This is a genomic window from Pseudoalteromonas sp. 11L1, from assembly GCF_055397545.1.
Genome location: NZ_AP041142.1, coordinates 372,061 through 395,024, shown reverse-complemented (window position 1 = coordinate 395,024; position 22,964 = coordinate 372,061). Strand labels below are relative to the sequence as shown.

Sequence of the window (22,964 nt, the reverse complement as noted above, 5' to 3'; positions counted from 1 at the left end):
TAATTTAACTAAGTAAGCTGTAAAATAAAAAGGCGCAACTTATTATTAAGCTACGCCTTTTTATTTTTGTTTATATTTATTTAGTTTTTTTAGCAAAACTGTCTGCAATCGGTTTTGTACTAATACCATGAATAAATACACTAAATAAAATTGTGGTCATAGCAATGGTCGCAATTTGAAATTTATTTTCTATTTGTGTATCAATAACCATTAAAGTAAAAACAATCGAAGCCAATCCTCGTGGCCCAAACCAAGCAAACGTTAAACGCTCTTTTATTTTTAATGACGTAAATTGCAATGACAACATAACAGGAATTATTCTGATCAGTGTTGTACTAAGTAGCGCATAAATTATTATTTCAGTATTTAATTTTGGGATCACTAAATAAGCACAAACAAAACCGAATAAACACCAAATCATTAAAGAGGAAAAGTCAGCTATATGCTCTGAGTCTTCAATCAGCTCTTTGTTTATTTTGGTGCTCGCGTATTTATCAAATAAAAGCCCCGCTACAAATACGGCAATAAATCCACTGCCATGAAAATATTGCGTAAGTGAAAATACAGCCATAGCAAAACCCAATAGTAAAAACGGGCTAGTATTTTGGGCAAAGTAATGTCGCTTCATTGCAATATTTAAACACGGAATAAAAACAGCAATACTTGCAAATGCAATTAATAATGCAACTCCCAATTCTCTACCAAACACACTTAACGTTTGTGTTGCAGTAATTGCAGATTCAGGATTTTTTGCGAGCAGAATAAATATTAAAAATATAGGCACACATAAGCCATCGTTTAAACCGCTTTCTGTATTAATACCTTCGCGTATTTTTTCAGGCACTTTTGTATTGCTTAATAATCCCTTACTTAAAGCCGCATCGGTTGGGGTTAGTATAATTGCGATAAGTGCTGCTTGAATTAAGGAAAGCTCAGCAAATAAAAATAACGCAGTAGCAATCCCGAGTAATAGGGTTAAAGGTAAGGCAACAAATAAAAGTAAACTTGGGTATTGAAAACTATGCCTTAATACTCCTAATTTTGACTTTGCTGCATCGGTAAATAAAAAGATACTGAGCGTTAATTCTATAAAGGGCAGTAAAAACCGTAAGCCATTTTTAAAATTTTCACTTTCGTTCGGAGCTATCAATGCTAGCAGCATCCCCCCTATAACAAAAAACATCGGCCCAGTAATTTCTGTTTTTTCTAATTGGCGTAGTGTTGTAGAATAAATTAAAAATAATGCACCAATAAGAGCAATAATTAAGTATTCCATTAAATCTTCCTTTTTATTCCAGACTTTGCCCGTTCTTTAATATTTGTTTGAATATATATTTGATCGGTTGTGGCTATTTTTGCGTGGCCTAAATCTTCAGATAAATGTTTTAAAGGTCGAGTTTGTGCGTCATGCGTTGCACCGGTATGTCGAAGCCAATGTGCAGTGGCCGCTTCTAATTGTTCCGCGTCATCTTTAAAGCCATCATCAAGTAATGACTGCTGAGCAATATCAAAACTTTGTTGTACTAAACGTCGAATTTGTCTTACTGTCATACCACCTTGGCCACGAATTTTATGCACTAACGGGTCGGATTCGTCAACCCGGGGCAGGGCAGGTAAACCACGGTATAACCGATAACGTTTTAAATACTCAAGAAAATCATCACTTAAAGTTACATCTCGTAATTTATTACCCTTACCCATTATACGTAAGAACCAAAAGCCATCGTTATCTTGCCAAAAATGAGACATAACAGGTGACCATTGTGGACGTTCTGATAATTCTGATATACGTAAATATAATCCTTTTAAACAGGCGAGGGTAAAAAGGTTTCTTTCATACTCTGGTTTTTGTTCACACAGATCACGTGTTACACCAAATACGTATTCCCATTGAATATCGCTCAATGTATCGGGAATTTGAATCTGCGATTGTACTACTAAATAAGGGCTATTTTTTTTAACCACAGGTACAAAGTTAGCGAAGGTTTTTTCTTCTAAAATAGCGAACTTGTAAAATACATTAAGTGCAGTAAACATTGCGGATAATGTTTGCTGACTCGCAATAGATTCTTTTTGCATGAAAGGGCGCCAATTTTGGTTTAACCGACGTACTCCTTGCTCATCTTTATAGCGCCACTGCACCGAAGTTGATGCCCACTTTTTATCCGGCTCGACCATAAAATCAACATACGCCTCAATATCTTCACGCTTTAAATCGAATACTGATTTTTCAGCTATAAGCCATGACCACAAATAAAATCGTTCTAATTCATTGCGAAAACGACTATAAGTTGCTTCTGATTTTCGGCCATAAACATATAAAAACTGGTATAAAAAATTTAGATCGGCCTTTGATTCAGTTACAGTCAAGCTGACTTGCTGTATAAAAGAGGCTAGTTCTGGATATTCTGATTGGAGTGTATTATCTTCAAGGTGAGCTATTTGATAACGTAATTGTTTTAATGTATCGACCAGAGCAACAAGCATAATAGTAAAATATATAAGAAAATAATAGACTTATAGATTAACCTTAAAGTCCGATACTGTCTAGTATTGGACATAACGAAATTTTGATATTTATGCTAAATGCAGATTTATTAACCATATACCTTATTAAAGGAAAAATCATGAAAAAATTACTTCTGTTGAGCATGTTAGTTATTAGCGTTTTATTAACAGGTTGCGCTACTACAGGCAGTGCTTCTCCTGGAGAAAAACGTGCTTTAGTACAAAGTATGAAATCGAATACATTAACTGCTTTATACGAAAAAAAACCAGATGTTAAAACTCAAATTGCAAACTCTGCCGGTTATGCTGTATTTGATAATGCCAATGTAAACGTTATTTTAGCCAGTTTTGGTGGTGGGTACGGTGTAGTAAAAAATAACCTAACCGGAAAATCTACCTATATGAATATGGGCGAAGCTGGTTTAGGCTTAGGTTTAGGTGTTAAAGATTTCAATATTGTGATGGTTTTTCACGATCAAGCAGCGTTAAATAGATTTATTAAACATGGTTGGGCGTTCGGTGGTAATGCCGATGCTGCTGCAAAATACCAAGATAAAGGTGGCGCTTTAGTTGCCGAAGCTATTGCTGACCAAGTTACTGTTTACTCTTTAACCGAAAGTGGCCTTGCACTGCAAGCTGTTTTAAAAGGCACTAAATTTTGGGTCGATTCTGAGCTAAACTAAGCTATCAAAACCCTATCATAGGTGGGCTAGTTTGTATGATTACACCCACTTTAATTTATATAACTCAATTTAACATAACGTAATTTATGGGTAGTTAACTATCAACTATCAGCTATCAGCTATCAGCTATCAGCTATCAGCTATCAGCTATCAGCTATCAGCTATCAGCTATCAGCTATCAGCTATCAGCTATCAGCTATCAGCTATCAGCTATCAGCTATCAGCTATCAGCTATCAGCTATCAGCTAAAATAATTTTACGCTTATAGAATCCAATATACGATGTTTATTATTCTCTTTTCATTTTTTAACGAATAGCAGAAAACATGTATAAAACATTTAAAGCATAAAATAAAACTTAGAACACTTATTTATCTGACCTAAAAAACCAGCTTTTAAATATAATTAAAACTTAAACACTTTAATATAAAGGCTTACACTCTTTCATTTATATCACTTGAGATGGTTATTTTAATTTTTAAAGTTAAATTAGTTATATAACTTCAAATCAAAGTTATCAGCATTTAATTTATTATCAAACGCTTCAGCTAATTTCTCAGTTTCACTAAACACGGTGTTCCAATATTTAATACGAGTGTCTGCATCAAGATCGGTAAAGTCGTTTCTGTCTGGAATTTTTCCATAAGGTAACCCTGCTACAAATTCTTTTGATGGGGTGATCATTACTACATTGTCGTAATTTTGTGGCGACACTTTTCGTTTTAAATTTTTATCAAACCACCCTGCTTTTGGATCTGAGTTAAAATGCGGATACAAAATTAAGCCTGGGTTATTAATTTTTAAATCAAAGTGATAGTCAATAATGCCGCCATCGCGGTAAATTCCTGGTGGCGAACCAGCAATATTTTTTATACCTTGCATTACTAGTGGTATAGAGCCCGATGCAAGTAAGGCATCTTTCAAATTTATTTGAGTAAGTTCAATGTTTTGTGTTTTAAACTTATAACTGTCAGTAATACTTAAATCACTATTGGGCGCGCCAAAAATAAAACGCTCATATTGCGAGCCTAATAATTTTCGATTAATTTTGTTAAGCATATAACTTTTTGATAAACCCAAAAGCTGTATTAACTTATGTTCGCTGGCAATAAAGCCGTTAGATTTTGCGACAATAAAATGCGCTTTAAATACGGGGTTATTTATTATTTCGGTAACGCCATCATCGCCAAAAACATCTTCGAGTAGTGCGCGCGCTTTTATTGTTATCTCGCTAGGCGTTGGTTTATTACTAGAATATCGGGTTTGTGAATACGATTTTGCTAACCGCTTAATGGCAGCAACGGGATCGTTTTGTGCAAAACAGGCTGAACGAAAAGCCCCTGCAGATGAGCCAATTAAATTAAGCGGTTGGGTGCGATGTTTAAAAAATTCGCCAAATATATATTTGTCTAAACCAAATAAGGTAAACCATTTAGGGCCACCACTTGCCCCTAAAAAAGAGGTAAAAATCTCGGGTTTAAAACCTTGTTCGTTTATTATTTTTGCTGCAGTTTTACCCGCATAAATGTCGATCATCTAAAAATACTACCTGTAGAGTCGCAGTTTAATGTTGTTAAAGCCAAACTTAAAAATGAATACTTATGCAAAATAAAAATTTTAAACTTTAATCTTGATCCCAAATTCCGTCTTCACATTTTCCCTGCACTTTTACGTTTTTTACTTTAAACTCAGGCTCTATGCCTTTGTCTCTTTGTGCGTGGTAGTCGTTAGTAACAGACAAAATAGTCGGTGTGAGTAGTATAATAGCGATTACGTTTACCACTGTCATTAACCCTAGAGCAATATCAGCTAAATCCCATACTTGTTTTAAGGTGGCTGATGCGCCCCACAACATCATTGATAAATAAAGCAAAGTATAAATACCGCGGCCTACTTTGTTATCGAGCTTAAATAAGTGCAGGTTACTTTCGGCGTAGGCGTAGTTAGCAACCACCGAGGTAAAAGCAAATAAAGTAATGGCAGCGGCTACAAAATACACGCCGCCTTGCGCTAAGTGTGAGGTCATTGCGCTTTGTGTTAAGCGTATGCCTTCCATTTCACCGCTTATGTCTACATCGGCCAATAAAATAATAACGGCGGTACAACTGCACAATACGATGGTATCGAAAAACACCCCTAACATTTGTATGTAGCCTTGCGTAGCTGGGTGGTTTGGCATTGGACTGGCACTTGCCGATGCATGCGGCACACTTCCCGCGCCAGCCTCATTAGAATATAAACCGCGTTGTATACCATTTTTAATGGCTGCCCCCATGGCGCCTGCGCCAGCTTCTTGCAAGCCAAACGCCGATAAAAATATATCTTTAAGCATGGCAGGTACTTGGGTGAAGTTAATCAATGTAATTACCACAGCAACAAGCACAAACACGATGCCCATAACAGGTACTACTCGCTCGGCGAATCGGGCTATGGCTTTAAAGCCCCCTAAAATAATAGAGCCTGCTAAAAGTGTGATCACAACACCTGAGTAAAAAGTGGGTATTTCAAATGCGTAATTTAGTGCATCAGTAATGGTGTTGGTTTGCATGGCGCTAAAGGTAAAGCCGTAACCTAAAAACAAACAGGCGGCAAACACAATAGCAAAGGCACGACTGCCTAAGCCTTGTTGAATATAATATGCAGGGCCACCTCTGAATTCGCCATTGCTGTCGCGAATTTTATATACCTGGCCTAAAATACTTTCTGCAAATCCGGTTGCCATACCTAGTATAGCAATGACCCACATCCAAAATATGGCACCGCTATCACCGAGTGATATAGCCACAGCCACACCGGCTAAATTACCTGTGCCTACTCGAGCACACAGCCCAGTACAGAGCGCTTGAAATGATGAAATATCGTTTTTATTACACTTACTACTGCCTTTTAGCAGGCTAAACATGTGCTTAAATTTAACTAATTGAATTGCTTTTAAGCGTACTGAAAACCATATTCCGGTAGATAGGAGAATGTAAATAAGTACTTGCCCTTCGCCCCATAAAAGGCCATTGACACTTTTTACTACTGTTTCAAACATCACCCGTCCTTTATTTGTTATTTTTATATCCGCTTGCTTCTACATTTATATCTTTAGGTGTTTAAAACAATAAATGCACCGCACGTCGCGTGAATTTTATTTCAGTTATTGTGAATATAAAATCACACTCATACCTTATCGTTTTTTATAAAAAAATCAATAATATATTTGTAGCTTCAGACGACACAGCACTAAGCCTTGCGTTAAAATTATACGGCCTCTTATATTTCCAAGATAAGAATAGTACGCTTTGTTAAATTTTGTGCAGAATAAGTCGACTCACAGTGAGTTTATGAACTGAGATTGGTGGTTGAGTTATGATGCTAGACTGGTTTTATTATTAATATGATGCGTTACAGTGTGTGGTAATTACGCTAGCTTGAGTTGTTTTAGTTTGATCAGTATTTTTTATTAACCCATTAAAATTACAGGCTAAGTTTAACGCCAAAGCAATATACAGTAGGTGCATATTGCTTTGCATGCGGCTTGTTAATTAGCGCTATAAACGCCCTAGAGGCTTGCTTACATTGCGTATTGCGGCTCACTGAAACGGTTTAACTCTGTATGATAGTTTTTTAAATAATCACGACCTGCTTTCAAGCCTAATTTATGATCAAATCGGAGGTCATCATTAGAGCTGCCTAACAATTTGCTATGTAGCTTTTCGTTAGCAAAAATTTGAATAATTTCAGCATCATCTGGGGGATTAGCAATAAATTCAAGCTCGTCTAGGTATGCTTGCTCGTGTTGAATCAAGTAATCAAGTGTTTTTGGGCAGTAGCCCGATGCACATGCAAATGTTCTAAGCTTTTGAACCCATGCAGTTTGCGCTTGAAAATTCTCATCAACGGTTCTTATTACCACGATTTTTCGTGCGCCACGGTTATAAGCTTCGCGTACAGGCAATGGCGCAGCTAAGCCGCCATCTAAATAAAAATCTTCACTTGATTGCTCTGCAGCTAAATGTGCTTCGTTTGCCGCTTTTGAGCCTAACCAAGGAGTGAGTTGAACACCTTGTTTATACAAAAAAGGTAAAGCACTTGACGCTTTTAATAGCTCTCGCCAGTGTTTGCCATCGCCAGTAGGAGATAAATAATACGGTTTACGATCACGTGCATTGGTTGTAGTGATCAGTAGTTCTCTATCACCAAGGCTATTTTTTGCCGTTTTAAAGTCTAATGCTCTATTAACCTCAGTGGTTTTTTCGAAATACCAGTCTAAGTCAACAATGTGTTTACCCATTAGGCCTCGACCTAACTGAAAAAAACGTTTATGACGCGAAAGCCCTCTGATCAAGCGTTTTGCGTAGCCTTTTTGACGCGCTAAATAACTGGTTAAATTTTGCGAGCCAGCAGAGGTGCCTATAAATAAATCAAACGGGTCGTAGTTTTGCTCTAACCACGCGTCAAGTACACCGGCTGTAAATATCCCTCGCTGACCTCCACCTTCAGCAATCAATGCAGTTTTGGGGTGCATAGGCTTATTGAATGTGTGTGGAGCAACATTTATTTGAGATTTCACGGTGTACCTCTTAGTTGTTAACTTAACGGAATATGGTTTTATTTTAACGTGCTTGATTAAATCCTTAAAACAGATTAATTGAATCAGTTCGATTGAAAATATAAATCATTTATTTGTACTCAATCTTTATTCGATTCTCTATTTGGTTATTAGTGTAACTATGGTTGCGTGTACGCTTGCTTAATAAACAGCTTAGTTCTTTATTTCCATTAGTATTTTTAACGCACTATGACGTTTTTCATCGTCATATAAATCGTTGGTGAATATAAGCTCATCGACCTCTAATTGGTTCACGATCATTTCTAATTTGTGTTTAATACTCGCTGGCCCACCAGTAACACTTAATCCTAAAAAGCTCTCAACATGAGTACGCTCTTGTTCGCTCCATAAGCCCTCCATTGTTTCAACTGGGGGTTTTAACCACAACTCATCGCCTCTGATTAACGACAGTACCCGCTGTTTTGAAGTGGTTGATAGATATTGTGCTTCTTCATCTGTATCGGCAGCCACTAAAGGTAATGCCAACATTACATAAGGCTTAACTAATACACTTGATGGTTTAAATTCTCGTTTATACAAGGCTATTGCATCATGTACAAAACGCGGTGCAAAATGCCCCGCAAATACATAGGGTAATCCTTTTTGCGCTGCTAACTGGGCACTAAATAAACTTGAGCCTAACAGCCAAATAGGTACATTAGTGTTTTCACCGGGTATTGCTCGTACACGCTTAGCCCCATCGTATGGGCCTAATAGTGTTTGTAACTCGCTTACTTCATTAGGAAAGTTTTCAGCGCGGCTAATGTCGTTATTTAAGGCGCGACTTGTCACCGGATCGCTACCTGGTGCGCGCCCTAGCCCTAAATCAATTCGACCAGGATACAAACTCTCTAAGGTGCCAAATTGCTCAGCCACAACTAAAGGCGCATGATTAGGTAACATAATTCCACCCGACCCTACGCGTATTTTTTTAGTGTTGCCGGCTATGTGCCCTACTAAAATTGAAGTGGCGGCACAAACAATCCCAGGCATATTATGATGCTCGGCTAACCAAAAACGGTTAAAACCTAATTGGTCTGCTTTTTGTGCGTAGGCTGTACTTTTGTTTAAGGTGTCACTAACCGTGGCCCCTTTTTGCATAGGCGCCAGTTCAAGTAATGAAAAAGGGATAGTTGATAACAAAGCAGCATCTCCAAATTAAATAGCGACTTATGACGTGCTAGCCATAAATAATAAATCTAAAGTAAGAGATGGGTGTACATTACACCAATTCAAGGCAGCTTATCTTGAAACGCTAAGGTGTTGCGATTGAGCGACAAAAAAGCTAGCTACTTTTAGCTGCAGTTTGTTGGCGGTTTAGTTTATAGGCCTCTGAATCAAGGCCTTTTTTCCAATAACCCGATGAAACAATTTGACTGCGCGGTATCGCTAATTCATCAGTTAATACGGTTTTTGCTTTGCGTACTAATCCGGCCTCTAGTGCCATAAATACAATAGGTTGTTGCTCACTAAGCGGCACCGATTTTAATGCGTTTACCACATCTGTATCTGGTTTATGTGTTATTAACCAAGTTACATCTCGCGGCGACTCCAAGCTGATCACATCATCGTTTGTTGGTGCATGAATAATCGCGTCAATTTTTGCGTTTTTAGGCAGTTGCTGCATGTAGCCTTTAATTGCATTAACCGAAGTTAAATCCCCAAGTAGTATGTAATGTGAGTGTTCATAATTATCAAGCTTTTTAGGGCCTGGTCCTGCTATACCTACCTCATCGCCTACTTTTGCTTTTTTAGCCCAATTAGTTGCTGGACCTTGGTGCATATTAATTACAAAATCGAGGGTAAGTGCGCCGGTGTGCTCATCAACATGCCTTATAGTGTATGAACGCATACATGAAGTTTTAATATTATAATCAACGCGGCCATTTTGGGGAATAAGTACCTTTACGTAGTTACCAATATATTGAGCGCTCAAGTCGTTAAACTCATCGGAGCCAACAATAATACGTTGTAAATGTGGGGTTACTTGCTCTGTGCTTAATACTGTTGCTTTGCGTACTTTTTTACCCATATAAATTTACCTCATTAAAAAAGATGAATTGCACAACGCCCCATTGGTTGATAAAATCAACTATATCAATTTAATTGACTTTGTCAACCATTATGGATTCCCTATGCATATCTCATTGGCCAATACATTATTTGCTTTAATGCAAAATTATCGCGTTACCATACGTGAGGCGATTAATGCGGGCGAGCTTGGATTAAACGCAATGCACGTACGCTGCTTTCATATTATTGCAACAACAACTCAGTGCACTGCAAACGATATTGTTAATCAAACTCAGCGCGACAAAGCCCAAATAGCACGCTTAGTAAAAGAGCTACTCGCATTAAATTTGATTAACAAAGATGCCAGTGACCACGACAAGCGCTGTTTTATTTTGTCATTTACCCCTGAAGGTCGCACGCTTTATGACAAGCTATTAGCCGCCGAAGAGCAAGTAAATACGCAAATGTGTAAAAACTTAAACTCACAGCAAATCAATGACTTTTTACATACTGCCCAACAAATGATCAAAAACATGGATTGATCTGCCATTCATTACTTGGCATAACTGATACAAAACGCATATACTGTACACTTATACAGTGCATGCGTTTTAGGTTGTGTTATGTTTGTTATTCCCATTTATATAGAGGCCGGTGTTTGCGGGTTTGAATCGCCTGCAGCGCAGTATAGTGAGTTAGGAATATCACTCGACGAGCTATTAATAAAACACCCTGATGCCACCTTTATTGGCGTTGCCTCCGGATGCTCTATGCAAGAAATTGGTATTTTTGAGGGCGACTTACTGTTAGTTGACCGTGCTGAAATTCCCAAAGATGGCGATGTTATTGTGGCAAACTTAAATGGTTTATTTGTATGTAAGCTGCTAGATAAAACTAATGCGCGGCTGCTCTCGGCTTCTGCTGCTTATAAGCCCGTGCAATTAACCGAGTCTGATGAATTTCAGCTTGAAGGCGTGGTAACCCGCTCAATTAGGTTGCATCGGCAAAGCCCTGAGTTACTTTCATGTATGCCTTAGTTGATGCGGTTGCTTTTTATGCCAGCGCCGAAAAAGTATTTGACCCCGCAATTCGTTCAAAACCAGTTGTGGTGCTTACCAATAATGATGGCTGCGTATGTGCGGTATGCCCTATTGCCCGTAAGCTTAATATTCCTAAATTTGGCCCCTATTTTAAAGTAAAGCAATTACTAGCAAAACATCAGGTGGTGGTGCGCTCATCTAACTACGAACTATACGCTAATTTAAGCGATAGAATGATGAACGTTATTGCTCGCTTTTGTGATACCCAGCATATTTACAGTATTGACGAATCATTTTTGCACTTTAAAGGCTATCAGCCATTAATAACCGATTGGCACCACTACGGACAGCTAATTAGACGTACAGTATGGCGCGAAACCAAACTCCCTGTTGGGGTTGGCTTTGGGCCAACACCGACCTTAGCCAAAGCCGCGAATCATGCTGCTAAAAAACTAGCTGGCTTTAATGGGGTTGCCGTGATTGATGATGAAGCAAGCCGACAAGCTATTTTACAGCAAATGCACTGCCAGGATGTATGGGGAGTGGGCAAACGTATAGCTAAAAAGCTGGCGCTAATGAATATTAATACCGCATGGCAGCTGGCTGAGCAAAGTCCAAAAACAATTCGTCGCCAATTTAGCGTAGTGCTTGAGCGTACAATTAACGAGCTCAATGGCATTACCTGTTTAAACTGGGACGATGTGCGCCAAGACAAACAAGCTATTTTTTCAACGCGTAGTTTTGGCCAGCGCCTTAGCGATCCTGATGCAGTGAGAACCGCATTAATAAATCATGCCAGTGTAGTTGCACAAAAATTAAGAGCGCAACAGTCGCTCACTCATCGTATTTATATTTTTGCTGCCAGCTCGTCACATGAACAAGCTTTTTATAAAAAGTCAGCTATGCATCAATTTGATCAGCCCACTAACGATACCCGTGTTATAGCAAGTGCAGTATCAAAGAGTTTTGAGCAGATATATCAGCCGGGTATTCGTTTTTATAAATGCGGAGTGGGTGCATTAGAGCTTAGCCCACAGCAGTTTCAACAACATACTTTATTTGAGAAACAAACCGATAACCCGCAGTTAATGGGCTGCTTAGATGCGATAAATCATCGCTTTGGGAAAGGAATGCTTAGCGTAGCAAGCAGCCAACTAAATGAACGCTGGCATATGAATAGAGCTTTTTTATCGCCGCAATACACAACCCGTTGGCGCGATATTCCTAAAATACAGTGTTAGTCAGCAACTTTAATAAATTCGCATTCTACACTTGGGTTATCTAAGGTGTATTTAAGGGTGTTATCGGTTAAAAAAGTAATGGTTTGTTTAATGGTTCTTTCGTGAATTGGATTATCACATCGGCTCATACGTAAACCATTTTCGAGGCCATTAGTTTTGTATTTAAGTGAGCTGGTAATAAAACAATAATTAGGCTTTTGAATAGTACGAGTGCCATTGTGTAATGAGTTAAACAAAATCTCTTTACCTAAGCTAAAACCTTGCTCAGGATCTTCAGGGTTATTAAATTGCAATCGACTATTAGTGCACAAACCCGAGTTACTTGAGGTAACTTCGTAATTACCTAGCTTAGTTTTTAATAGTGGAATAAAGCGAGTTTTATTACTTGGGCCTGCCACTGCGTAGCAGCTAAAAAGGCTTATGGTAAGTAAAACCAGTGTGAAACATTTCATTATAAGCTCTATCCTCGTGTATCAACCATGATCAAGCACTGTGACGATGCTTAGCTATTTCTAACTATAACAGAGATTTACTATAAAAGATGCGAAGTCGTATTACTATGAGCAGCTGCGCAAAAACTAAATTAAAATACGTAGCTAACAACAAATAAGATTAAACTAGGGTCTGTTTACCTTTGCGGATTAAAATTTGTTCAAACTAGAGGCTGCTTAATCGCGGCGCGAGATTTGTAACCTAGTGGGCTCGATAACTGCTCCTGCGTTATTCTACTGGCTTACATACATGTAAGAATAAGTAAAAAACCGAGCAAAGCTTCCGCGTCCTGCTCACGCCCCTTACCTACATCCATGTAGGCAACAAAGAGTAAGTCGCCCCTAGGCAGAACTCTTCGGGCAGCGCCTGTTTGGCATTGATGCTGCGTTATCGCCTATTTATGGGGAATAACCACACCACATAGGCTCTGCCTTGCCTAAATACCAAACAGACTGCTGCAAATTCAACCTTGAAAGGTCAACAGACCCTAGACGTAAGCTTTATTACATAAAGGGGGAAGAAAATGCATTACTTGTGATTAACCTGAACTCTGGTTAAGAGATTTACTAACATGTTGAATCAAAAAATATTTTTACCTACTTTTCTCTAGCTAGAAATTTTTAGTGAAAACAAGGCGAAATTACGCGTCAATAGCTAGCCTATTGCAAGTAAACTCAAAGCAGTTAGCGCTGAAAATAGCTGCTTGAGATGAATTTATTATCCGCAGTTCAGGTTAATTAAGTAATGCATTAATAACACGCTGAGTTATTGCCAATACTTAGCAAATAATTGCGGGTAATTTTGTTTTAAAAACTTAGGTTTGTCTTTAAAGCGCTTACCTTTAGGTTGGTCAAGCCCTGATGGGATAAAGGGTAACTCATCGTCGTTACGCTCTTCATATAACAAACCTGCAATTAGGTCATACTCATCTAAATACGGATAAGGTTGCTCGTTTAAAAAATAAAGCGGCGTGCACTGAGCCAGGCTATCTGGGTTTTCTAGTGCAGCTTTAAATACGGCTTCACCACGAGAAATTAACCAACAACGAAATTCTGAAAAACCATATTCATCATTACAGCCCGCCATAACAAACGCGGCACCAAATAAGTCCCAGGTATAACTTTGACGCATACAAATACTAAACTGCTTATCAAATTCAATTAATTGCTCATCTGATAAGTCACTCAGTGCCGACTTAAGCAATTGGCACACTGAGTCAGGCTCTGCGGTTTTATCTTCAACTGTAACCAGTCGCCAAAAATCAGTTAAGGTTAACTCACTCATGCAATGATCTCTTTTACCCGACCCACTTGGCCGTCTTCTAATTGTACTTTTATTCCGTGCGGGTGATTAGGTGACTTGGTCAATAAACGCGACACAATACCATTGGTTAAAGTACCACTGCGTTGATCTTGTTTAAGCACAATATTAACCTCTGTGCCTGGCGTTATTTGCGAGCGTGTTGGAACGGCCATATTTAATCTCTATTACAATTTTTTGCGATTATAGCCTGCTTAATAGAATCTCTCCATATTAAAGCTTTTACTAAGACCATAAATGCCAAATACAGCTTAAAATGAGGGATAATTAAACAAAAACACAGTACCTATTTTTACTGCTTAAGAAATGAAATAGCATTGTTTTTTATATGAATATTTAAACTAGCTAATGCATTACAAATAAGCTGCACAATGTAATCTAGCTGATTATTTTGTTTAGCCTGCTCTAGTGCAATAGCATCAATAAAATAACAACTTACAGTAAACTTAGAAGGTAAATTGTTTAAATCAACCGAGTGAGTAAGAAAGCTAAAGCCCTCAACGTTATCTTTTATTTGCTCGCAAGCAATTGTTAATTGTTGACGAATACGTTTATCTAGCTGCTTTTGGGTTTTGGTCATGGTTTATTACTGCTCGGCGATTTGTTGTTTTTTAAATTCTTTGTAGCTGTCTTGTTGTTGTTTAACACATTCATGGTATTCCTTGTCAGCCATATGGCTGCATTCATCTAATCGGGCTGATTGAATTTCATGATAGCGGCTATCGCTGCTACACCCTGTTAACACTGCGATTACCGATAACGAAAGTAGATACTTTAAGTTATTATTTAGCATTCAAAATTCCTTATTATTTTAACCGGAAAACTACTGATTTTCGTTATTTTTGCTGTATATTGCACTGGTTTTGTATTTATAACCGTTAAGGGCACGTTATGATGTTGTCGCAGTTACAAGAGCTGTTCCAGCGTATCGATAAAAGTAAATTATTTCAATCATTTGTTATTGCAGTTATTGTGGTTTCTGCACTGACCGTGGGCGCACATACCTATTCGTTGCACCCTACCGCTGAGCTATTTCTACATTGGATGGATATAGGCATTACGGTGTTTTTCTTAATCGAATTGGTTATTCGTTATATTGCCAGTAAAGGTATCAAAGACTTTTTCTCCAAAGGTTGGAACATATTTGACTTCATTATAGTGATCGGTAGTTTATATCCTGCGGCAGGTTCGACTATTTTTATTGCTCGACTGCTGCGCATTTTCCGCGTACTACGTTTAGTGTCTATGATCCCAGAGCTGCGCTTATTGGTAAACTCACTAATAAAAGCCATCCCGCAAATGGGCTATATCGCGCTGCTAATGTTTGTGATTTTTTATATTTATGCTGCCACAGGTAGCATGTTGTTTGCTGAGATAAACCCAGTACTGTGGGGCGATGTCTCTATTTCTATGCTTACCTTGTTTAGAATCGCCACCTTCGAAGATTGGACCGACGTGATGTACGAAACCATGGCGGTGTACAAATTAAGTTGGATTTTTTACTTAACCTTTATCTTTTTAACGGCATTTGTATTTTTAAATATGATGGTGGGGGCTATTTTAGAAGTAATGAGTGAGGAGCATCGCAATGCTCGAGAAGAGCAAGCGGATACAGACTCACTACCCGCAACTCAAGGCCAAGTAAACGAATTGAAGGCGCAACTGGCAGAGTTAAAACAATTACTTAAAAATAAGTAGCAGATTGAATAGGGCAAGTATGTACTTGCCCTATTATTTATACTTTAAACTTGCCAACTAAGTCCGTTAACATTAAAGAAAGACGGCTCATTTCATTACCGTTCTCGCTGGTGCTAACAGCAATATCGCTAACCTCATCAGCCGAATTTTTAATTTCCGTTACGTTTCGGTTTATGTCTTCAGCTACGTGTTGCTGCTCTTCTGCAGCAGTCGCTATCTGGGTGTTTAAATCACTAATATTAACAATAGACGCCGTGATTTCGCTAAACTGTTGTTGCGCCGAGTGCGCAAGTTCTACAGTTTTATTCGTGGTTTCTATGCTGCGTTCCATGTCTTTAGACACTTTAGACGACATAGTGCGTAATTTATCAAGCTGCGATGCTACTTCTTCGGTCGACTCGGCAGTACGTTGCGATAACGCACGAACTTCATCTGCAACCACGGCAAAACCACGCCCATGCTCACCAGCTCGCGCAGCTTCTATGGCTGCGTTTAAAGCCAATAAGTTAGTTTGCTCTGAAATGCCGCGAATAACGCTTAAAATCGACATAATGTTTTCGCTTTCACTATCGAGCTTAGTAATGTCTGCTGAAGCATTATTTATTACATCGCACAGCTGAACCACACTTTCTACGGTTTGTGTAATAACCGATTGCCCCAAGTCCGATGCTTGCTGTGTTTGAACCGCTAAATCCGCCGCATTCGCACAACTGCTAGACACTTCATTAGCAGTAGCAGCCATTTCATTAATAGCCGTTGCCGCCATTTCTAAAGCTTGTTGTTGTTGACTGGTAGAGCTTGTTAATTGCACAGCTTGAGATGAGGTTTGCGATGAGGTTTTGCTAACATTTTGTGCGCATTCATTAATTTGCGTCACCAACTCACTAATCAGATTTAAAAATAAGTTAAAGCTGGTGGCTAGTTTAGCGGTTTCATCCTTAGTTTTAATTGCTAAGCGCTGGGTTAAATCACCGCCACCCTGCGATATTTCAGTTAAGCCATCACTTACCTCAACAATAGGAGCGGAAATAAGCTTAGAAATATAACTCGCTATCGCAATAAACACACCAATTAACACAGCACTAATAATTACAATGGTATAAGCCATTGCATTGGCCGCGCTCATTACCTCGGACTTTTCTACCACCCCAATAAACTTCCACCCTAAAATGGGAGACGTGTAAATATTGGCCATATACTGTTTTCCATCAATATCGACATCAAACAGGCCTTTGTTGTTTTTAGCTAAATCGGCGTATTTTCCACCCTCAAGATCAGCTAGATTTTTAAATCGGTAATCTGGGTGTTTCACATCCACCAGCACACTGCCGCTGTCTTCAATCAACATTAAGTAGCCTGTTTCGCCTAATTTAATATCGGCAATAATGTCAGTGAGTCCTCCTAATGAAACATCCATCCCTTGTGCACCAATTAACTCGCCGTTATCAATAATGGCTTTGACCGTAGATACAATCACTAAATCATCAGCGGCCCAGTAATAAGCATTAGTACGGGTTGTTTTACCGTTGGCTTGTTTAGCCGTTTTATACCACGGGCGCTGGCGAGGATCATAATTAGCGTTTACGTTTCCCATAGGCCATTGAATATAACCACCTTGTTCATTCCCCATGTAAATATAAGCAAGCCCAGGGTGGGTCTCACCAAAATGATTAAATAAACTATAAGCAGCTTGCTCCGTCGGACTTTGGTTAGGGTGATCAAGCATTACCGTAGTGCCAACATTCATATGGGTTTTTATGTTTTCACGGGCATTTTTAATCGTTTCATGGGAGGCTAAGTAATCTACATTTTTAGCAATTTCAGCAAAAAACATAGTAATTGCATTATCAACTTGGCGGGCTTCACGTTCACTTAACTGAGAGAAATTATCAAGTGCTTGCTCTCTAGTTTGTGAAATAACTAAAGCAGCTATAATTAATAACGGCAAGGCAATTGCAGATGCAAAAGAGAGCTTTAATTTTTTTGATATATTCATGCAATTAACCTCTAAAAACACTCTTAAGAATATAGTGTGGCTAAAGGGGTTGAGCAAGAAATAATATGAGAATATTTCGAAGAGGCAATAAAAAAGGTTAGCAATTAGCTAACCCTTTTACTTGGCGAACTAGAAAGTTATTCACCGTCTACAATAATTCGTAGCATCCGGCGAAGTGGCTCCGCTGCACCCCATAACAGCTGATCGCCTACGGTAAAGGCGCTGATGTATTTTGGCCCCATGGCAAGTTTACGAATACGGCCAACAGGAATACTTAGCGTACCGGTTACTTTAACTGGGGTTAAGTCGGTACTGGTAACGTCGCGCTGATTAGGAATTACTTTAACCCACTCATTGTGCGATGCTAAGATTTCTTCTATTTTCTCAACGCTAATGTCTTCACGTAATTTAATTGTCATCGCTTGGCTATGACAACGCATAGCACCAATGCGTACACATAAACCATCAATAGGTACTGGCTGCTTAGAAGAGCCTAAAATTTTGTTCGCTTCAACCTGTGCTTTCCACTCTTCTTTAGACTGACCACTTGGCATAGGCACATCAATCCATGGGATTAAGCTACCCGCCAGTGGTACACCAAACTGGTCTTGTGGCAAATCACTCGATGCCATTTTTTCGCTGACTATTTTATCAATTTCTAAAATAGCTGAACTTGGATTATCTAATTGCTTTGCAACACTTGTATGAATAGCACCCATTTGGGCAATAAGCTCTTTCATATTGCGCGCACCGGCGCCCGACGCTGCTTGGTAAGTCATTGGACTTACCCATTCAATTAGGTCGTGCTCAAATAAACCGCCCAGTGCTAGTAGCATAAGTGAAACCGTGCAGTTACCACCTACAAAAGTTTTAACGCCTTGCTCAAGCCCTTGCTCAATGACATCTTTGTTAACAGGGTCAAGTACGATAATACTGTCGTCGCTCATACGCAGCGCAGAGGCCGCATCTATCCAATAGCCATCCCAACCCGATTCACGTAATTTTGGGTACACCGCATTGGTATAATCGCCACCCTGACAGGTAACAATAATGTCCATTTTTGCAAGTTCAGAAATATCACTAGCATCTAAAAGCGGTTTAGCAGGACCAGCTAACTCAGGACCAAGTTGACCTGCCTGTGAGGTGGTGAAAAAGGTGGTGTCGATATGTGCAAAATCATGTTGTTGTTCCATTCGCTCTAGTAATACTGAGCCTACCATGCCGCGCCATCCGACTAATCCTACTTTTTTCATTGTTTGTTCCACTGTTTGATTCATAAAAGGAGCCTATACATTAAAAATTAAAAATTCATTGCGTGAGATTTAATTTTTACAGCCCTAAACTAACACCACCAGCACGCTAAAACTAGTGAATAAAGTCGAACTCAAATTTTTTTCATAATGTAAAAAGTGCAAAAGCATACAACGATTATTTTAAACTTTAATAAAAGCTTAACCTTGTTGAAACCTGTATTTACCAAGCTTAGAAGGCACATTGAAAAAAGAGGTTTTGTGTAATTCTACATTCAACTAAAGGAAAATATAATGAAGACACTTACTTTCGCTCTACTCGCTTTAAGCTCAGCATCACTTAATGTATTTGCAGATACAACGCTTTCAGCAAACACAATGGCATTTAAAGAAAATGAAAAAGTATATTTTGAACGCGCAGAAATAAATGTGGAAGAGCGACAAGGCGTACTAGTCAATACTGCAACAACTTATTACAGCCCAAAGGTATGGATAAATGGACGCTTAGAGCAGTTTTTTGTAGGCTCTACAAATGGAAATCAATTTTGTGAAGAACGTGGTCATAACCAAGAAATTTCAGGAAGTACAATCACTTGTGGGGAAGATGAAAGCGCTTATGGTAACTTTGATTGGTATAACCAATTATGGACAATGAAAAGCACCGGTAGTAAAAACCAATGCTACCAACTTTATGCAACTATAAAGTGTCAGTAAAATATTCAATTGTAGCCCTATGCTAATTATAGGGCTACAAACAATTTAGAACATTAGATGCGATGAACTGATCCTATATAGTCAGTAATGCTATCATTACAACTGCGCGCATCATCACCATTAAACTCCTCGAGTATATAAATTTTTACAGGCGTTTCTAAACCTTTTGCTTCAGCAAGCTTTTCTAAGATCTGGCCAAATTGATTATCTTGATAAGCTAAGGTTAACTTGTCATTAGCCAAGTGAGTAATACTATTAGTTGTTTTTACAATTACCTGAGAATGATTTAGTTGGATATCATCGACAATAACAGAACATGATCTTGCAGCTAGAGCATCATTCGCAAAACCAAAAGAACCAAATATAACAACTGAGCTAATAACCTTTCTTATTAAATTCATGGGTATTGTTCCTTTTAAAATAAAATTATAAAACTTAATTAAAGCCTGTTAAATGTAAACAACAATCATGCTTTATTTGTTAAAGAATCATTAAAGTTAAATGATTTAGAGGGAGTATGTGTATGAAGTGAATGATGCTTAAGATAAAAGAGAATTAAAAAAACTATTTATATAAAAAATATTAAACTACAACTACGTTTAAAACTGAGATACTAAAAAGCCCTACATATAGCAGGGCTAAGGGTTGTAACGGCTTATTTTAGTCGTTCGAGGGCTTTAAAACTCGTAGCTAAAGCTAACGCTTATCTCTCTAGGCGTTTCTTGAGAACGAATTAACACATCATTCTGCTCTACTTCAAAGTTTTGCCCCAACATATTTTTCACTTTAAGTGTTAATGTGGTATTGAACGTTGGGTAATAACTATAAACCATGTCTAACGAGTTTAAAGGTTGTTCGTAAGCGTCATCAAAGTTGTTAACACCCGCAGCTAAAATACGGTCGCCAAATACGTTATAAATAACTGAAGCTTGGTGCATGCCATCATGCGAATCGTAATTCAATTGCAAATTGGCAACATACTTTGAGTGGCCAGTCATACGTCGCTTTAGATTTGTAAGGTCGGCGCGCTGTTCTTGTGCAATTTCAACTTCTGAATCACTGACCGTTAAATTACCAGAAGTAAAAAAAGCACCTCCTAATAAATCACTATGCAACTCAGTTAACCATTCTGCTTCTATACCGTAAACATAGGCTGTATCTGCATTGTCAAACTGCAGAGTAAAACGGCCGTCACTTTCGGTTAATAATGCTTCGATTGGGTTATCTATGTCTTTATAGAATGCGCCAACTGAGTAGTTATCACCATTGTCCATATAAAATTCGATACGTGCATCAAAGTTATCTAGGTAACTAGATTCTAAGAATGGATTACCAAGCGTTCGATAACCGGTCAACGGATCTTGGAATTGAACAGGACTTAACTCACGCAAGTCAGGACGAACAACCGTGCTGCCATAACCAAAACGAACCTGGTACGACTGCTGACTATATGTCATAGATAATGAAGTAAAATACTCATCTTCCATCACACTTGCTTGTTTTATCGCATCTGCACTTAATTTATCTGCCAATAAAGCAGGATCGAATGCTGAGCGAGAAAAAGCAAGGGCAACTTGGCGGAAGTCCTCGTAACGCACACCACCACTTAAACGCCAATCTTGAGCAAAAGTGATATCAAAAGAGCCGTAATAAGCATCAATCATTTGCGCTGCTAGGTAATCATCGGCTGTAGGTTCTTGAAACAATAACTCTACATCCGTTGAATCGATAACAGCATCATTAGCAAAGAAACTACCAATTGACAGCGCTTCTTCTTCACTTTGTGCTAAATCTAAAGACTGTGTTTGGCTAAAACGATAGTTAAAAAAGTCTGTGCGGTAATCACGCGTTTTTTCAACAAAATAGCCGCCACCCGCGATTTCAACTTCGGCGTTCTCAAAGTAAAAAACTTTGTTAACATTAACGCCCCAGTTTTCTACATCGTCTTCTAGCTCAACAAATCGATACAAATAAGGATTACCACCTAAGCTGCCATTATAAAAAGTACGTTGATATTCGCCATCGGCGTACTCATCACGCACCGTTACTTCAAGCTCGCCAGGTATACTCGTCGTCGCTGTTGAATCAGTGTATTGCCAATCTACACCCACACCTTCAAGAAAACTCCACTCTAAATTGTGCATTCCACGAAGTTGAAGTATTTCAAGTTCCCGTTCCTCAAAAGAGGTTAAGTGGCTTCGCTGTAATTGCCCAGCATCAATGCTTAATGACTTTGAAGGCTCTTGGTAAAGCGCAACAGAAGCTTCATCTTCAGTATCTCGTAGCATCATATAGGTGGCTGTTAAATCATGGCCGCCAATTTTATAACCTAAATTTAGAGAGCTATTTAATTTTATATTATGCTTTGTTGATACTTCTTTCTCTGTGGCAGAGTAACAAGTAAAGTCATCTTTTGAACATTCAGATTCAGATGCGTCAACAGAAGAAAGTACTGCGCTAAACTTCTCTGCATTAGACCATTCATTTTCATAAGCAACTGATGCTAAGAAGCCAAAAGAGCCATCTAAACCAAATAAGTTATCAAATCGGTCGCCATAAACAGCTTTAATGCCTGCATCAGGGTTTAAGCTTTCTTTTTCTAAGCCAAAATCTCTTGGTAGTGCTTTTGATAAACTTTTATTTAAGTCTATTGCAGCTGCTTGACCAATATCAGCCCCCTGACGTCTTGACTCAACATCTCTTATATTTCTGTATGAGATATCAGACAAGCCATTAATATAGGTATTTAGCGCCGTTTTAACGGCTCCTGGTAAGGCACGTGTACCATCGTCTTTACCTAACCAGTCATCGCTGCCGCCATTGTATGTATAGCCTTCATCGTTTGTATCTTTATAGCTAGCACCAATCTCAACTTTAAATAAAGTATCGCTTGGAATGCTTTTCGTTCTGATATTAACGTCACCACCACCAAAAGCCGCAGGCATATTAGGTGAATAGGCTTTTTGAACAGCTAAAGATTCAATAATACTTGATGGGAAAATATCAAGTGGAATTACATTTCGAGTCAGATCTGGGCTTGGAACAACCGCGCCATTTAAACGCACGCTTGAGTAACGCTCACCTAAACCGCGTACATAAATAAACTTATCGTTAACTAAAGATAAGCCTGTAACACGGCGAAGTGCTGAAGCTGCATCGCTATCACCCGTTCTAGATATTTGCTCTGAACCCATTATATCAGCAACAAATGCCTGATTTTTACGTTCATCAATTACGGCACTAGCACTGCCTTTGAGGCGTGTACCTGTTGCAACAACTTCTTCTATCGCTTCTTCATTGATTATTTCTTGTGCCTGTTCAGCGAAAGAATTAAATGAAGAAAAAAGGGAGAGCAGAGATAACGTTATTAGATTAGTTTTAAACTGCTTTTGATGTTTCATATTTATATCCTC

Annotated in this window: 22 protein-coding genes; 6 read left to right on the top strand and 16 right to left on the bottom strand. The window is 38.6% G+C overall.

From position 1 onward, the window contains the following. Positions 1 to 76: 76 nt before the first annotated feature. Positions 77 to 1,276, bottom strand: a complete 1,200-nt coding sequence (locus tag ACZ5WS_RS17530) for a cation:proton antiporter (RefSeq protein WP_464711564.1) — start codon at positions 1,274 to 1,276, stop codon at positions 77 to 79. Beyond that, positions 1,276 to 2,487, bottom strand: coding sequence for a tyrosine-type recombinase/integrase (locus ACZ5WS_RS17525; protein WP_008108719.1), 1,212 nt, complete (start codon positions 2,485 to 2,487; stop codon positions 1,276 to 1,278). Before ACZ5WS_RS17525 ends, ACZ5WS_RS17530 begins: the two co-directional genes overlap by 1 nt. 140 nt (positions 2,488 to 2,627) lie before the next feature. Here ACZ5WS_RS17525 and ACZ5WS_RS17520 point away from each other — a divergent pair, with 140 nt between their 5' ends. Beyond that, positions 2,628 to 3,191: a lipid-binding SYLF domain-containing protein gene (locus ACZ5WS_RS17520; RefSeq protein WP_008108715.1), complete on the top strand. Its 564-nt coding sequence runs from the start codon at positions 2,628 to 2,630 to the stop codon at positions 3,189 to 3,191. 488 nt (positions 3,192 to 3,679) lie between these two features. Here the strand turns inward: ACZ5WS_RS17520 and ACZ5WS_RS17515 are convergent, their stop codons facing one another. From ACZ5WS_RS17515 to ACZ5WS_RS17495, 5 genes are all read right to left on the bottom strand, one after another. Beyond that, entirely contained in the window at positions 3,680 to 4,726 is a 1,047-nt protein-coding gene (locus tag ACZ5WS_RS17515; RefSeq protein ID WP_464711562.1) for a patatin-like phospholipase family protein, read from the bottom strand. Between the two features lie 88 nt (positions 4,727 to 4,814). Beyond that, positions 4,815 to 6,227, bottom strand: a complete 1,413-nt coding sequence (locus ACZ5WS_RS17510; protein WP_464711561.1) for an alanine/glycine:cation symporter family protein — start codon at positions 6,225 to 6,227, stop codon at positions 4,815 to 4,817. 522 nt (positions 6,228 to 6,749) lie between these two features. Then, positions 6,750 to 7,703, bottom strand: a complete 954-nt coding sequence (locus ACZ5WS_RS17505) for a patatin-like phospholipase family protein (RefSeq protein ID WP_171039601.1) — start codon at positions 7,701 to 7,703, stop codon at positions 6,750 to 6,752. A gap of 237 nt (positions 7,704 to 7,940) precedes the next feature. Next, entirely contained in the window at positions 7,941 to 8,930 is a 990-nt protein-coding gene (locus ACZ5WS_RS17500) for an LLM class flavin-dependent oxidoreductase (RefSeq protein ID WP_464711559.1), read from the bottom strand. A 142-nt stretch (positions 8,931 to 9,072) separates the two neighbouring features. After that, complete coding sequence (locus ACZ5WS_RS17495; protein WP_464711557.1) at positions 9,073 to 9,819, bottom strand: siderophore-interacting protein; 747 nt, start codon at positions 9,817 to 9,819, stop codon at positions 9,073 to 9,075. Positions 9,820 to 9,922: 103 nt separating this feature from the next. Here ACZ5WS_RS17495 and ACZ5WS_RS17490 point away from each other — a divergent pair, with 103 nt between their 5' ends. The 3 genes from ACZ5WS_RS17490 to ACZ5WS_RS17480 all read left to right on the top strand — a co-directional run bounded on the left by ACZ5WS_RS17490 (position 9,923) and on the right by ACZ5WS_RS17480 (position 12,081). Next, positions 9,923 to 10,342, top strand: a complete 420-nt coding sequence (locus tag ACZ5WS_RS17490; protein ID WP_178957100.1) for a MarR family winged helix-turn-helix transcriptional regulator — start codon at positions 9,923 to 9,925, stop codon at positions 10,340 to 10,342. A gap of 81 nt (positions 10,343 to 10,423) precedes the next feature. After that, entirely contained in the window at positions 10,424 to 10,837 is a 414-nt protein-coding gene (umuD, locus tag ACZ5WS_RS17485; protein ID WP_008111480.1) for a translesion error-prone DNA polymerase V autoproteolytic subunit, read from the top strand. Then, positions 10,825 to 12,081 (top strand): Y-family DNA polymerase, encoded by a 1,257-nt coding sequence (locus ACZ5WS_RS17480; RefSeq protein ID WP_464711555.1) that lies wholly within the window; start codon positions 10,825 to 10,827, stop codon positions 12,079 to 12,081. The genes umuD and ACZ5WS_RS17480 overlap by 13 nt, the downstream gene beginning before the upstream one ends. Here ACZ5WS_RS17480 and ACZ5WS_RS17475 read toward each other — a convergent pair. The 5 genes from ACZ5WS_RS17475 to ACZ5WS_RS17455 form a co-directional block, all read right to left on the bottom strand. Continuing rightward, positions 12,078 to 12,533, bottom strand: a complete 456-nt coding sequence (locus ACZ5WS_RS17475) for a hypothetical protein (RefSeq protein ID WP_010388821.1) — start codon at positions 12,531 to 12,533, stop codon at positions 12,078 to 12,080. The two genes, ACZ5WS_RS17480 and ACZ5WS_RS17475, sit on opposite strands and share 4 nt — an antisense overlap. An 805-nt stretch (positions 12,534 to 13,338) precedes the next feature. Next, on the bottom strand, positions 13,339 to 13,857 hold the full coding sequence (locus ACZ5WS_RS17470) for a DUF4240 domain-containing protein (protein WP_368485728.1): 519 nt from the start codon (positions 13,855 to 13,857) through the stop codon (positions 13,339 to 13,341). Further along, positions 13,854 to 14,048 carry a YwbE family protein gene (locus tag ACZ5WS_RS17465; protein ID WP_008468098.1) on the bottom strand — a complete coding sequence of 65 codons (195 nt, stop codon included), beginning with the start codon at positions 14,046 to 14,048 and terminating at the stop codon, positions 13,854 to 13,856. Before ACZ5WS_RS17465 ends, ACZ5WS_RS17470 begins: the two co-directional genes overlap by 4 nt. Positions 14,049 to 14,185: 137 nt before the next feature. After that, entirely contained in the window at positions 14,186 to 14,473 is a 288-nt protein-coding gene (locus ACZ5WS_RS17460) for a hypothetical protein (RefSeq protein ID WP_178957104.1), read from the bottom strand. Between the two features lie 6 nt (positions 14,474 to 14,479). Continuing rightward, positions 14,480 to 14,686, bottom strand: coding sequence for a hypothetical protein (locus ACZ5WS_RS17455; protein WP_178957105.1), 207 nt, complete (start codon positions 14,684 to 14,686; stop codon positions 14,480 to 14,482). A gap of 101 nt (positions 14,687 to 14,787) precedes the next feature. Between ACZ5WS_RS17455 and ACZ5WS_RS17450 the strand changes: the two genes are divergently transcribed. Further along, complete coding sequence (locus ACZ5WS_RS17450) at positions 14,788 to 15,591, top strand: ion transporter (RefSeq protein WP_010388826.1); 804 nt, start codon at positions 14,788 to 14,790, stop codon at positions 15,589 to 15,591. Positions 15,592 to 15,628: 37 nt separating this feature from the next. On the opposite strand, the gene ACZ5WS_RS17445 is transcribed toward ACZ5WS_RS17450, so the two are convergent. Both ACZ5WS_RS17445 and asd read right to left on the bottom strand, forming a co-directional pair. Beyond that, positions 15,629 to 17,587 (bottom strand): methyl-accepting chemotaxis protein, encoded by a 1,959-nt coding sequence (locus ACZ5WS_RS17445; RefSeq protein ID WP_464711553.1) that lies wholly within the window; start codon positions 17,585 to 17,587, stop codon positions 15,629 to 15,631. A gap of 137 nt (positions 17,588 to 17,724) precedes the next feature. Then, on the bottom strand, positions 17,725 to 18,864 hold the full coding sequence (gene asd, locus ACZ5WS_RS17440) for an aspartate-semialdehyde dehydrogenase (RefSeq protein ID WP_138606470.1): 1,140 nt from the start codon (positions 18,862 to 18,864) through the stop codon (positions 17,725 to 17,727). 267 nt (positions 18,865 to 19,131) lie between these two features. Here asd and ACZ5WS_RS17435 point away from each other — a divergent pair, with 267 nt between their 5' ends. Continuing rightward, positions 19,132 to 19,551, top strand: coding sequence for a hypothetical protein (locus tag ACZ5WS_RS17435; RefSeq protein ID WP_138606472.1), 420 nt, complete (start codon positions 19,132 to 19,134; stop codon positions 19,549 to 19,551). Between the two features lie 53 nt (positions 19,552 to 19,604). On the opposite strand, the gene ACZ5WS_RS17430 is transcribed toward ACZ5WS_RS17435, so the two are convergent. After that, positions 19,605 to 19,952, bottom strand: a complete 348-nt coding sequence (locus tag ACZ5WS_RS17430) for a hypothetical protein (protein ID WP_178957108.1) — start codon at positions 19,950 to 19,952, stop codon at positions 19,605 to 19,607. Positions 19,953 to 20,228: 276 nt separating this feature from the next. Continuing rightward, complete coding sequence (locus ACZ5WS_RS17425; RefSeq protein ID WP_198522584.1) at positions 20,229 to 22,952, bottom strand: TonB-dependent receptor domain-containing protein; 2,724 nt, start codon at positions 22,950 to 22,952, stop codon at positions 20,229 to 20,231. Positions 22,953 to 22,964 lie beyond the last annotated feature (12 nt).

What these genes read in the sequence shown, in the direction of transcription:
- umuD (WP_008111480.1), top strand. Translation starts at nt 10,424, where the DNA reads ATGTTTGTTATTCCCATTTATATAGAGGCCGGTGTTTGCGGGTTTGAA.
- ACZ5WS_RS17530 (WP_464711564.1), bottom strand. Translation starts at nt 1,276, where the DNA reads ATGGAATACTTAATTATTGCTCTTATTGGTGCATTATTTTTAATTTAT.
- ACZ5WS_RS17525 (WP_008108719.1), bottom strand. Translation starts at nt 2,487, where the DNA reads ATGCTTGTTGCTCTGGTCGATACATTAAAACAATTACGTTATCAAATA.
- ACZ5WS_RS17455 (WP_178957105.1), bottom strand. Translation starts at nt 14,686, where the DNA reads ATGCTAAATAATAACTTAAAGTATCTACTTTCGTTATCGGTAATCGCA.
- ACZ5WS_RS17465 (WP_008468098.1), bottom strand. Translation starts at nt 14,048, where the DNA reads ATGGCCGTTCCAACACGCTCGCAAATAACGCCAGGCACAGAGGTTAAT.
- ACZ5WS_RS17425 (WP_198522584.1), bottom strand. Translation starts at nt 22,952, where the DNA reads ATGAAACATCAAAAGCAGTTTAAAACTAATCTAATAACGTTATCTCTG.
- ACZ5WS_RS17430 (WP_178957108.1), bottom strand. Translation starts at nt 19,952, where the DNA reads ATGAATTTAATAAGAAAGGTTATTAGCTCAGTTGTTATATTTGGTTCT.
- ACZ5WS_RS17515 (WP_464711562.1), bottom strand. Translation starts at nt 4,726, where the DNA reads ATGATCGACATTTATGCGGGTAAAACTGCAGCAAAAATAATAAACGAA.
- ACZ5WS_RS17490 (WP_178957100.1), top strand. Translation starts at nt 9,923, where the DNA reads ATGCATATCTCATTGGCCAATACATTATTTGCTTTAATGCAAAATTAT.
- ACZ5WS_RS17475 (WP_010388821.1), bottom strand. Translation starts at nt 12,533, where the DNA reads ATGAAATGTTTCACACTGGTTTTACTTACCATAAGCCTTTTTAGCTGC.
- ACZ5WS_RS17435 (WP_138606472.1), top strand. Translation starts at nt 19,132, where the DNA reads ATGAAGACACTTACTTTCGCTCTACTCGCTTTAAGCTCAGCATCACTT.
- ACZ5WS_RS17505 (WP_171039601.1), bottom strand. Translation starts at nt 7,703, where the DNA reads ATGCACCCCAAAACTGCATTGATTGCTGAAGGTGGAGGTCAGCGAGGG.
- ACZ5WS_RS17480 (WP_464711555.1), top strand. Translation starts at nt 10,825, where the DNA reads ATGTATGCCTTAGTTGATGCGGTTGCTTTTTATGCCAGCGCCGAAAAA.
- ACZ5WS_RS17460 (WP_178957104.1), bottom strand. Translation starts at nt 14,473, where the DNA reads ATGACCAAAACCCAAAAGCAGCTAGATAAACGTATTCGTCAACAATTA.
- ACZ5WS_RS17470 (WP_368485728.1), bottom strand. Translation starts at nt 13,857, where the DNA reads ATGAGTGAGTTAACCTTAACTGATTTTTGGCGACTGGTTACAGTTGAA.
- ACZ5WS_RS17495 (WP_464711557.1), bottom strand. Translation starts at nt 9,819, where the DNA reads ATGGGTAAAAAAGTACGCAAAGCAACAGTATTAAGCACAGAGCAAGTA.
- ACZ5WS_RS17450 (WP_010388826.1), top strand. Translation starts at nt 14,788, where the DNA reads ATGTTGTCGCAGTTACAAGAGCTGTTCCAGCGTATCGATAAAAGTAAA.
- ACZ5WS_RS17520 (WP_008108715.1), top strand. Translation starts at nt 2,628, where the DNA reads ATGAAAAAATTACTTCTGTTGAGCATGTTAGTTATTAGCGTTTTATTA.
- asd (WP_138606470.1), bottom strand. Translation starts at nt 18,864, where the DNA reads ATGAATCAAACAGTGGAACAAACAATGAAAAAAGTAGGATTAGTCGGA.
- ACZ5WS_RS17510 (WP_464711561.1), bottom strand. Translation starts at nt 6,227, where the DNA reads ATGTTTGAAACAGTAGTAAAAAGTGTCAATGGCCTTTTATGGGGCGAA.
- ACZ5WS_RS17445 (WP_464711553.1), bottom strand. Translation starts at nt 17,587, where the DNA reads ATGAATATATCAAAAAAATTAAAGCTCTCTTTTGCATCTGCAATTGCC.